Source organism: Nevskia soli DSM 19509 (assembly GCF_000711955.1).
GTDB classification, from domain to species: domain Bacteria; phylum Pseudomonadota; class Gammaproteobacteria; order Nevskiales; family Nevskiaceae; genus Nevskia; species Nevskia soli.
Genome location: NZ_JONR01000018.1, coordinates 1 through 11,354, shown reverse-complemented (window position 1 = coordinate 11,354; position 11,354 = coordinate 1). Strand labels below are relative to the sequence as shown.

General features: G+C 65.0%; 6 protein-coding genes. 4 read left to right on the top strand and 2 right to left on the bottom strand.

The window, feature by feature from the left end; translation table 11 throughout:
• Positions 1 to 398 precede the first annotated feature (398 nt).
• Positions 399 to 3,179, bottom strand: a complete 2,781-nt coding sequence (locus BP26_RS0110425) for a protein kinase domain-containing protein (RefSeq protein WP_084182991.1) — start codon at positions 3,177 to 3,179, stop codon at positions 399 to 401.
• A gap of 185 nt (positions 3,180 to 3,364) precedes the next feature.
• Between BP26_RS0110425 and BP26_RS0110420 the strand changes: the two genes are divergently transcribed.
• The 4 genes from BP26_RS0110420 to BP26_RS0110405 are packed head-to-tail and all read left to right on the top strand — an operon-like array spanning position 3,365 to position 10,632.
• The gene (locus BP26_RS0110420) at positions 3,365 to 6,538 is read left to right on the top strand and encodes an efflux RND transporter permease subunit (RefSeq protein ID WP_029920521.1); all 3,174 of its coding nucleotides are present in this window, start codon (positions 3,365 to 3,367) and stop codon (positions 6,536 to 6,538) included.
• Complete coding sequence (locus BP26_RS0110415) at positions 6,535 to 7,872, top strand: TolC family protein (protein ID WP_029920520.1); 1,338 nt, start codon at positions 6,535 to 6,537, stop codon at positions 7,870 to 7,872. Before BP26_RS0110420 ends, BP26_RS0110415 begins: the two co-directional genes overlap by 4 nt.
• Positions 7,869 to 9,098 carry an efflux RND transporter periplasmic adaptor subunit gene (locus tag BP26_RS0110410; RefSeq protein ID WP_084182990.1) on the top strand — a complete coding sequence of 410 codons (1,230 nt, stop codon included), beginning with the start codon at positions 7,869 to 7,871 and terminating at the stop codon, positions 9,096 to 9,098. The genes BP26_RS0110415 and BP26_RS0110410 overlap by 4 nt, the downstream gene beginning before the upstream one ends.
• 46 nt (positions 9,099 to 9,144) lie before the next feature.
• The gene (locus BP26_RS0110405) at positions 9,145 to 10,632 is read left to right on the top strand and encodes a hypothetical protein (protein ID WP_051748820.1); all 1,488 of its coding nucleotides are present in this window, start codon (positions 9,145 to 9,147) and stop codon (positions 10,630 to 10,632) included.
• A gap of 70 nt (positions 10,633 to 10,702) precedes the next feature.
• On the opposite strand, the gene BP26_RS0110400 is transcribed toward BP26_RS0110405, so the two are convergent.
• Complete coding sequence (locus tag BP26_RS0110400) at positions 10,703 to 11,023, bottom strand: GIY-YIG nuclease family protein (RefSeq protein WP_029920517.1); 321 nt, start codon at positions 11,021 to 11,023, stop codon at positions 10,703 to 10,705.
• Positions 11,024 to 11,354: the final 331 nt, after the last annotated feature.

Sequence of the window (11,354 nt, the reverse complement as noted above, 5' to 3'; positions counted from 1 at the left end):
CATCAGGGCTGATCAGTGGAAACGTTGGCCGCCGCGACGGAAGCGTTGCGGCAAGGCGCGAAGAATTGTGGAAAGGAACATTGTACTAGGGAGCCTCTGATGAATCCCAAGCCCTGCCGTTGCCCCCCATTTTGTGCCAGGCAAGGCGCGAGCGACGAAGTGTGCTGATTGCACATGAGGAGCGAGCAACGCAGCATGGCGCAAAATGGGGGGCAACCCTTCGGGCGGTTTGCCCTTTGACACAGGGCAGCGTTGCTCGTCGCTCGTGTACGTACAGTACACCACGCTCCTCGCGCCTTGCCCTGTGTCAAAGGGCAAACCGCGGCAGGGCTTGGGATTCATCAGAGGCTCCCTAGGGCCTGTGAATAGGGTTGGTGAACCCCGCCGACTGCCGCGATTCATCCCTTCCTGACGCCCGCGGCCGGCGGAGCTTCGTCGAGCGCCCGCTCCAGTTCCGCTGCGAAGGCCGTGTCGTTCCCGCGCTGCGCCAGCTTCAGCGCCGCGGCGAAATCCCGCTTCGCCTCATCGCCGCGCCCATCCTGTTGCGCCAGCCGGCCGCGCTGGTAATCCAGGTGTGCGGTCCAGTCGCGACCGGGCGCCGCGGCGGCCAGCGCCGCCGGGTTGAGGTGTGCCAGGTAGAGCTGCGATTGCTCGGGCTTGTGCGCATCGAGGCAGGCGGCGGCCAGGCCGTAGGCGATCTTCTGCGTCAGCAGGCCGCTCGGCCCCTGCCGCGCTTCCGCCAGGCCGTAGGCTTCCAGGTACTTGCCGACGGCGGCTTCAGCCTGGCCGGCGGCGCGCAGCGTCGCTGCGGTATCCATCATGGCGACGATGCTGCTGTCGTTGTCGACACCGAACAGCCGCGCATAGCCGCTCTCCACCGCATTGCGGTCGTGGATCGCATCGGCCCAGCGCTGCTGAGCCGACGCCAGCCGCGCCTGCACCCGCACGAACTCAAGCTGCAGCGGGCTTTCGTGGCCGCCAAGGGCGCGCATATCGCGGTCCAGCGCCGGCAGATAACCGGCCGCTTCGTCGATCCGGCCCAGGCTGATCAGGCTGGTCAGCCATTTTTCCCGCGCCTGGATGGTGAGCGGATCGCCGGCACCGCGCTCGGAGGTGAGCTGCGTCACCAGTTCCCGCTCGATTTCCTCCGCCTGCCGGCTCTGCCCGGCCTGCTCGAAGGCGGTGCCGACGTGCAGCTCGGCCAGGTAGAAGTAGTCGAGGTTGGACTTGTAGGTGCGCGCATGCAGCTTGCGCATGTCGTTCAACGCCGTCTGCGTTTGTTCCGCGTCAGCCGCCGCGGCCAGCAGGTTGCTATGGTGTCCGTCAAGCAGGGTGTGCACGTCCCACAGCCGCACCCGGATCATCTGGTCGGTGTAGGGCTTGCTCCAGACCAGGCTGTCGATCGGCGCCAGCAGCGCCAGCGCCTCGTCGTACTTGTTCTGGTAGGCAAGGTCCTGCGCCAGCATCAGGTCGCTGGTCATGGAAATATCGGCGCCAGCGCCGAAAGCCGAATACGCTGTCACCCGCGCGCTGCGGAACTCGCGCTCGGCATCGGCGTACTGGCCGAGCGTGCGGTAAGCGCCGCCCACTGTCTGGTGCAGCGCCACCGCCATCGCCGGCGACCTGGCGAAGCGCGCGTCGATCCGGCCGCTGGCCTTGGCGATGGCGTCGCGCACTGATACCTCCATCGAGCCGCCGACATTGGGGTTGGCCGCCGCCAGCAGGTCATTGTCGAGGAAGCCGTTGACCGCCCGCACCATCTCCGCCTCGCCGCGCTCCTCGTTGCGCGACAGCAAGGTCTGGCGGAAGAAGAACAAGCTGGTCAGCAGGCCGATGCTCAGCGCCGCGCCGGCGGCGATCAACAGCGGCCGGCGCATGCGGGCCCGTTCCAGCACCGCGCGCGCGGCGACGGCGGCGGCTTCCTGCTCCCGCGCCAGCCGATGCTGGCGCCGGCGGTCGCCGAGGTGACGCAGCCGCTCGGCCAGTTCGTGGGCCGAGGTCAGGCGATGCTCCGGCGTGCCGCTGGCGGCGTCGGCGATGTCCTGGCGCAGCAGCTCGTCGACGATCTCGCGCTCCCAGCCGGCGGCCAGCGGACGACGCAGATCCCCCACCGCGAGCTGGTACAGCATCACGCCCAGGGCATAAAGATCCGACTGCACCGTCGGCGAATGCCCCAGCAGCAGCTCCGGCGCCATGTACAGCGGGGTGCCGCTGACCGACTGCACCGTGTTCACGGTGCCCATGCGGGTGAAGCCCCACTCCGCCAGCCGCGCCGGATCGGTCAGGGTGCCGCTGCCGAAGTCGGTCAGGCGGACTTTCGGCGCACCCTCCGCGTCCTCATATATAAGGACATTGGCCGGCTTCAGGTCCTTGTGCAGCACGCCGACCGAGTGGGCCATCGCCACCGCTTCGGCCACCTGCGCCACCAGTTCCAGCCGCAGGGCCAGCGGCAGCCCGGTAATGCCGCCACGGGCCTCCGCCCACTCCGGCAGACTCAGACCGCCGTATTCGCATTCGATGAAGAACGGCGGCCGGTCGAAACCCCAGTCCAGCACCCGCACCAGGTCCTCGCGCTCGCCCAGGGTACTTTGCAGCAGCCGCGACAGCGCCGCCTCGCGCTTGAGTGAAGACAGGCGCAAGCCGTCCGGGCTGAACTTGAACACCCGTCGCGCGCCCTCGCTCACGGCACCGTCCGTGCCCGGGGCCGGCGCCGCCAGCCACACCTCGCTGCCCGGGGTGACGCTCAACTCTCTTTCCAGCAGCCAGGCCGGCCGGCCGGGCACGGCATCGCCGGGCTTGAGACCGAGGCGCGCCTGCGGCCGGGACGGCGGTTCGCGCCGCAGCACCGGTACCGCCAGGCGGTAACCCACCTTGTAGGTGGTGACGATGATCGACTGGGCGTCATCGCGCAGGGCCTTGCGCAGCTTGCCGATGGCATTGCTCAGGGCGTTCTCGCTGAGGTAGGCGTGACCCCACACCGATTGCAGCAATTCCTCCTTCGTCACCGTCTCGCCGGCATGGCGCAGCAGGCACAGCAGGATCTCCAGCGGCCGCGGCTCCAGCTCGATCGCCGCGCCGGCCACGCGCAACTCCCACTTCTGCTCGTCGAATTCCGCGCCGGCGAATTTCCAGAGCGCGATCCCGGCTTCGGCGGGCTTCAAATTTTCTTTTTCAGTCATGTACTTATCAACACATATGCATCGTGGGAATTTCGTGTGGACTTTGCCCTGCTAAGCGCCGGTCAGAGCGCCGACACTCCCGTCCACAGCGCTGCAAGGCCCGCACTTTACCCCTGCCCGGGGCATTGCTGCAGCCGGGTGGTCTGGCCCCACAGCCAGCCGGCGCCATTCACTTCCGAACGTCCATGTCCCGATTTTCAATCCGGTACCCGTTTTTCATCATCGTCGCCTGCCTGATCACGGCAGTCATCGGCCTCACCAGCTTGCAGAAGCTGCCTGTAGACCTGTTTCCGGAAGTAAAAATCCCTATCGTCGTCGTCGCCACCTTTTACAACGGCATGCCGCCGGAAGAGGTGGAAAACAAGATTACCGGTCCGTTCGAGCGTTTTTTCACCCTCGGCAGCGGTATCGAGCATATCGAATCGCGCTCGCTGCCCGGCGTCAGCCTGATCAAGATCTTCTTCCAGCCCGGCACCGATCCCAACGCCGCCCTGTCTTCGGTTTCCAACCTGGCCATGGCCGACCTGCGCCGCCTGCCGCCGGGAACGCTGCCGCCGGTGATCCTCAAGTTCGACGCTTCCAGCATGCCGGTGTGCCTGATCACCCTCAAGGGCGAGGGCCTCAGCGAGGCGAAGCTGCGCGATCTCGCCCAGTACGACGTGCGCAACCAGGTGGCCAGCGTACCGGGCGCCTCGGTGCCCCAGCCTTTCGGCGGCAAATACCGCCAGATCATGGTCTACGTCGACCCGCTCAAGCTGCAGGCGCATCAACTCAGCGTGATGGACGTGGTGCGTTCGGTCAACGACTCCAACCTGATCCTGCCGGCGGGCGACGTGGTCATCGGCCCCTACGACTACTCGCTCTACACCAACAGCCAGGTCGACTCGATGCAGGACCTGGACAACATCCCCCTCAAGACCGTCGGCGACGCACCGGTACTGATCGGCGACGTCGGCCGGGCCAAGGACGCCAGCGCCATCCAGGCCAGCCTGGTACGCATCGACGGCCAGCGCTCGGTCTACCTGCCGGTGCTGAAGCAGGGCGGCGACGCCAATACCATCGCGGTGGTCGACGGCATCCGCGATGCGGTGGGCAAGCTGGTCGACATTCCCAAGCAGCTGATCACCAAGGTGGTGTTCGACCAATCGGTATTCGTCAAGAGTGCCATCCACAATCTGATCCACGAAGCCGGCATCGGCATGCTGCTGACCGGCCTGATGATCCTGATCTTCCTCGGCAACTTCAAGGCGACGCTGGCGGTGTTCCTGTCGGTGCCGTTGTCGGCGCTGGCCACCTTCTTCGTGCTGTCCCTGGGCGACAGCACCGTCAACACCATGGTGCTGGGTGGTCTGGCCCTGGCCTTCTCGCGCCTGATCGACAACTCGGTGGTGGTGCTGGAAAACATCTACCGCCACCTGGAACTGGGCAAGACACCGCAGGAAGCGGCCGAGATCGGCGGCAAGGAAGTGGCGCTGCCGGTGCTGGCCTCGACCCTGACCACCGCCATCGTGTTCTTCCCGGTGACGCTGCTCACCGGCGTCAGCAAGTTCCTGTTCTCGGCCATGGCGCTGTCGGTGGTGATCTCGCTGTTCGCCTCCTACCTCGTGGCGATGACGGTGGTACCGCTGTTCTGCGCCAAGCTGATCAAGTCCTCGGACGTCGCCAGCCACGAGTTGAGCGACCACCATTTGGATCCGATCGGCGCCAGCAGCGGCCGCGGCAGCTGGATGCGGCGCTTCAACCACTGGTTCAACCTCCGCTTCCAGCAATTCCTCGGCCGCTACCGCAACAGCCTGGTGCTGGCGCTGGCCAGGCCAGCGCGCAGCCTGCTGCTGATCCTCGGCATCGGCGTACTGCTGATCGGCCTGATGCCGCTGATGGGCTTCTCCTACTTCCCGCGCACCGATCCGAGCCAGTTCCTGATCAACGTCAAGGCGCCCACCGGCACCAGCATGGAGCGCAGCAACGCGATCGTCGCGCAGATCGAGGACATCGTGCGCAAGGAAGTCGAGCCGGGCGACCTCGACCTGGTGCTGTCCAACATCGGCGCCACACCCGGCTTCTCCTCGCTGTACACGCCGAACTCCGCTTCGCACACGGCTTTCGTCCAGGTGGGCCTGAAGGAAGGCCACAAGATCTCAAGCTACGCCTACATGGACCGCGTGCGCGCGCAGATCCACCGGCAGCTGCCGCAGGTGACCAGCTACTTCCAGTCCGGCGGCCTGGTCGACGCCGTACTCAACCTGGGCCTGCCGACGCCGATCGACGTGCAGGTCAGCGGCAAGGACCTGACGGCGGTGCACCAGGTGGCGGACGAGCTATCGCGCCAGATCCACGCCCTGCCCGGCGTCAGCGACACCCTGGTGCCGCAGGACGTCGATGCCCCGGCGCTGTATGTCGACGTCGACCGCGTCAAGGCGGCCCAGCTGGGCCTGACCGAGAAGGAGGTGGTGGCCAACATCATCACCGCGCTCAATTCCAACGCCATGATCGCGCCCGGTTACTGGATCGATCCGAAGAGCGGCAACGCCTACCTGCTGACGGTGCAGTACCCGGAAAGCCAGATCAAGGACCAGATCGACCTGCGCCAGATCCCGCTGCGCTCGAAAGACGGCAAGCAGGACACCACCCTCGACGCGGTGGCCAAGCTCAAACCGGTATTGGCGCCGACCGAGATCGATCACTACCAGCTGCGCAAGGTGGTGGACGTCTATGTCGCCACCTCGGGCGAAGACCTGTCGCGGGTCGAAAGCCAGGTACAGAAGATCGTCGCGACTACGAAATTGCCGGAAGGCATCCGCATCCAGCTGCACGGCTCGGTGAAGAGCATGAACAGCTCCTTCGCCAGCTTCGCCACCGGACTGCTGCTCTCCACCCTGCTGGTGTACCTGATCCTGGTCGCGCAGTTCGCCTCGTTCAAGGATCCCTTCCTGATCCTGCTGGCCATTCCCACCGGACTGACCGGCGTGGTGCTGACCCTGCTCTTCACCGGCACCACGCTCAACGTCATGTCGCTGATGGGCGTGGTGATGATGGTCGGCATCGTCGTCTCCAACAGCATCCTCATCGTCGAATTCACCCGGCGCCTGATCGCCGACGGCCATCCGCTGCGCGAGGCGGTGATCGAAGCCTGCCAGGCACGCCTGCGTCCGATCCTGATGACCTCGCTCGCCACCATCATCGGCCTGATCCCGATGGCGCTGAAGCTCGGCGAAGGCAGTGAGGCTTACGCACCGCTGGCCCGAGCCATCGTCGGCGGCCTCAGCGCCTCGGTGGTCACCACCGTGTTCGTGGTGCCGGTGGCCTACTTCCTGGCCTATCGCAACAAGGCCGCGACGCGAGCGGAGGCCGTGTCATGAAGCTCCCGCTGCTGATGCTGGCGCTGCTGCTGGCCGCGCCGTTGACGCAAGCCCAGGAATCGGTGCTGACGCTGGAAGACGCCAAGCGCCAGGCGCTGGAGCACAATCCCGAGCTGCAGTCCGACTACCAGAATATCGGCCTGGCGCAGTCGGACCTGAGCATGGCGCGCGCCAACTACCTGCCGAGCATCGACGCCAATGTCACCGCGGCCGGCTCGCAGGGTTATGGTCGCCGCGATGGCGCGCCCGCCGGAAAACTCGATCCACGCCTTGCTGCCGGCGCCATCAATGCCTCCAGCGTCTACGACCGCGCTGCGGCCGGCATCACCGTCAGTCAGAAGCTCACCGACTTCGGCCACACCGGCCACCTGGTCGACAGCGCGCGCGCCACGCTGAGTTCGGAGCAGGACCGCTACGAGGATCGCCGGCAACTGCTGCTGCTGCAGGTCACCGCGGACTATTTCCGCGCCCGCGAGGCGCAGTCGGCCTTGCAGGTCGCCAACAAGGTGCTGAAAGAACGCTCCCTGCTCTTCGACCAGATCTCGTTGCTGCAGAAGAACAAGCTCAAGTCCGAACTCGACGTGGGCTTCGCCGGCGTCAGCCTGGACCAGTCCAAGCTGCTGCTGCTGCAGGAGCAGAACGCCGTCGACGATGCCATGGCGCAGCTGTGCAGCGACATCGGCATCCCCGCCAACGACAGCCTGCTGCTGGCCGACGACGGTGCCAGCGAACTGGCGCCCCCGGGCGAACTGGCGCCCTTGCTGGAGCAGGCACGGCAACACCGACCGGAACTGAAGAGTCTGGAAGAAAACCTCGACGCCGCGCGCGCCAACGCCAAGGCGCAAAGCGAACTGGGCAACCCGACCTTGAGCCTGGTCGGCGCCGCCGGCACCGCGCCTTATGGCGATACACGCCTGCCGGAGAACTACATCGCAGGCGCGGTCAACCTGAGCATCCCGATCTTCGAGGGCGGGCGCTTGCGGGCCCAGGCCAACGAGGCCGCGTTCAAGGCGCAACAGGCCGCCGACGCCCTTGCCTCGGCGCAGCTGGCGATGACGCGCGACGTACGCATGGCCTGGCTCGGCGCGCGCACCACCTATCAGAGCATCGAGGTGTCGCGCCGCCTGCGAGCCAACGCCGAAAGCGCCCTGGAACTCGCCGCCTCGCGCTACCGCCTCGGCCTCAGTTCCATCGTCGAGCTGAACCGCGCCCAGCTCAACGAAATGGACGCGGAGATCGGCTATGTCAAGGCGCTTTACGAATACCAGATCAGCGCCGCGCAGCTCGCCTACCAGATCGGCGCCCGCATTGGCGCAGCGGGCGCTGGCGCATGAATCCCTTACAGGCAGTGACCCAGACCATGAGACGCATCCGTTCCAGACCCGCCCTTGCCGTTTCCATCGCGCTCGCTGTACTCGTCTTGGGCGGCGCGGGCTTTCTGCTGAAGTCGCCGCCGGCCCTGGCGGCCGTTGATGGCGCAGCGGCGAGGGAAAGCCTGCCGGTGGCGGAAGTCGGCCGCCGCGACATTCGTCAACAAATCGAGGTGCCGGGTGAATTCCGGCCTTACCAGGAAGTGGACGTGGACGCGAAGGTGCGCGGCTACGTCAGCAAACTGCATGTAGACATCGGCGACACGGTGAAGAAAGGCCAGGTGCTGGCCGAGCTGGAAATTCCCGAACTGGCCGACGACCTGCGCAGCGCCGATGCGGCGGTGAACGTGGCGCGGCAGCAGGCCGAACGCGCGCGGGCGCAGCATGACGACGACCAGGCCATCTATCAGCGCCTGCTCGGCGTGATGCATGAACGCCCCGATCTGATCGCGCAGCAGGACATCGACCAGGCCCGCTCCAAGGCCGACGGCTCACTGGCGGCGCAGACCGCGGCGGAGGCGAGCATCAAGCAGGCGACGGCGGAACAGACGCGGGTTCGCGACACCGAGGCCTACTCGAAGATCTATGCCCCCTTCGACGGCGTCATCACCGCCCGCCTGCGCGATGAAGGCTCGCTGGTTGGGGCGGCCAGCGGCACCGGCGGCAACGCCATCTTCCATATCTCGGAAATGAACAAGTTGCGTCTGGTTCTGGAAGTGCCGGAATCCACCGTGCCCGACGTCGCCGTCGGCAATATCGCCAGGGTCACCGTATCGGCGCTGCAATCCGGCTTTGACCTCCCGGTATCACGCATCAGCCACCAACTGGCCGAGTCGACCCGCACCATGCATGTCGAGATCGACTTCGACAACTCGAAAGGCCTGGTGGCGCCGGGCATGTATGCCCAGGTCGAACTGCCGCTGAAGATCCGCTCGCAAGTCCTGGCCATTCCGCTGTCCGCGCTGCACGACCACGCCTCCGACAGCGACACCGGAAAAGTCTACGTACTCGACCAGGACGGCCAGGTGCAGACGCACCAGGTCAGCGTCGGACTGGCGGGACCGAATCATGTGGAAATCAAGACCGGCCTCGATGCCGGCGAGTTGGTGGTTGTCGATGTCACGCCGCGTCTCGAAAAAGGCGTTCGCTACGCGGCGAAGTTGGTGAATGAAGACATGAACAAGGGCTGATGCGAACGCCAAACCAAGGTATTCCAATCGAGACAGGAGAGTTGTCATGAACAAGCTGCTTTGCGGCAGGGTATTGGCCGTATGTGTCGGCGCGGGCGTCAATGGGGTGGTCAACGCCGACGTGCTGGCGGACGATCTGGGCGTGAACGATCTCACGCATGAGAAGACGATGGTGGCGTCGACTTCGGGGGGCATGCAGTCCGGCGGCAGCGGCACTGAAACCACCGCACCGGCACCGAAGCGCGAAGCCAGCTACCAGGCCGGACCGCTGAAGTTCACCGTCGGCGGCTTCACCGAACTGGCCGGCATTTTCCGTAGCCGCAACCAGACCGCGGACGTGGGCTCCAGCTTCAACGGCGCACCGATGCCGAACAATCCGAACTACTACACTTCGGAGTTCCGCGAGTCGGGTCGCCAGAGCCGCCTGGCCTTGCTGGTGCAGGGCCCCAGCGACATGGAAAACCAGGCGGAAGCCTATTTCGAAACGGACTTCCTCAGCGCCGGCGTGACCTCGAACTCAAACGAGAGCAACAGCTATACGCTGCGTGTGCGGCAGGCCTATGCCAAGTGGATCAACACGAAGTACGACTTCTACGTGCTCGGCGGCCAGAGCTGGAGCCTGGCGACGATGTACAAGAGCGGGCTGACGCCGCGCCAGGAAAACGTGCCGCTCACCATCGACGCGCAGTACGTGCCCGGCTTCAACTGGACCCGTAATGCCGAAATCCGCGTGGTGAAGGACTTCGGCAGCTTCGCCGCCGTCGGCCTGTCGCTGGAAAACCCGACCAACATCATCAAGGGCACCGCGCCGGCCAACGTCGACAGCGGCAACGCCGGCGGCAGCCTGTACAACAGCACGGCCACCTACTCCACCGACATCGCGCCGGACGTGGTGGTCAAGGCCGCGTTCGATCCGGGTTACGGCCATTACGAGGTGTACAGCCTGACGCGCTTCTTCCACGACCGCGCGCCGTCCACGCCGGGCACCATTTCCACCGAAGCCAACCAGACCACGGTGGCGGAAAGCATCGGCGGCGGCGCCATCCTGCCGCTGGTGCCGAAGATGCTGGACCTGCAGGTGTCCGGCATCATCGGCCGCGGCAACGGCCGCTATGGTTCCGGCTCGCTGGCGGATTCGACCTACAACACCAACAACGGTGCGGTAGCGGCGCTGCAGGAACAGCAACTGATGGTCGGCCTCGTCGGCCATCCGGCCTCAAGCCTGGATCTGTACGTGTACGGCGGCATGGAGCACCAGAAGTCGGCCTATGGTTACGGCATCAGCGACAATTCAGGCTGCAACGTGAACTACGCCGACAGCCCCACCGGCAAGTGCTCGGGCGTCGTCGGTACCACGCGCGAGATCACCGGCGGCTTCTGGTGGAAGTTCTACAAGGGCTCGCTGGGCTATCTGATGGCCGGTGCCGAAGGCGGCTACCTGACCAACGCCAGCTTCGACGACGGCAAGGGCAACGTGGGCCGCGGCAACGACACCATCGTCATGGCCTCGTTCCGCTACTACCCGTTCCAGTAAGCCTGGCAGCAACAGTAAAACGGGGCCGCTGATGCGGCCCCGTTTTTTTATGCGTGAACTCTATTGTTTGTCATCCTGAGCCAAGCGAAGGATCTGGCCCGCACAACTCGCTCCCAAGATCCCTCCACTCCGGGTTGCTCGCCTCAATCAAGTCGATTTTCTTCGCCCTCAGCCAACCCTTCAACTGCTTCTCACGCGCAATTGCATCAACCACATTCGAGGTTTCCTCGAAGTAGACAAGCTCAGTGATGTTGTATCTCTTGGTGAACCCTTCAACCAATTTGTTCCGATGCTGGTAGAGGCGCTGAATCAGATCATTAGTCACGCCGATATATAGGACGCGCGACTTATTCGTCAGGATATAGACGAAATAGCGGTGTTTCTTTCCCATGCTTTCCCGAGAGTCGTAGCGCGACGGCCAGATCCTTCGCTACGCTTGTATGGTCCATTCAGCGTTTCTGCGAAAGTAGAAGCGCTGGGGTGGAGGGACATCGCTGCGCATCTGGCCTGGACAAGAGGCACAGACTTCCTGAGACATCCCCCGCCCGCATTTGAGCGTCGATGAGGAATCTAGCGGCTTTTAAGACCGCCGATGAGTTGCAAGCTCACGCTAATGCGGGGGTCCACCCCAGCCCAATGACCCTAACTGCGGAGGCTGGCGGATGCAAATTCTGGATATTGGTGTGGACGTGGCCAAGGACACCGTGGTGATCGCCCAGCCG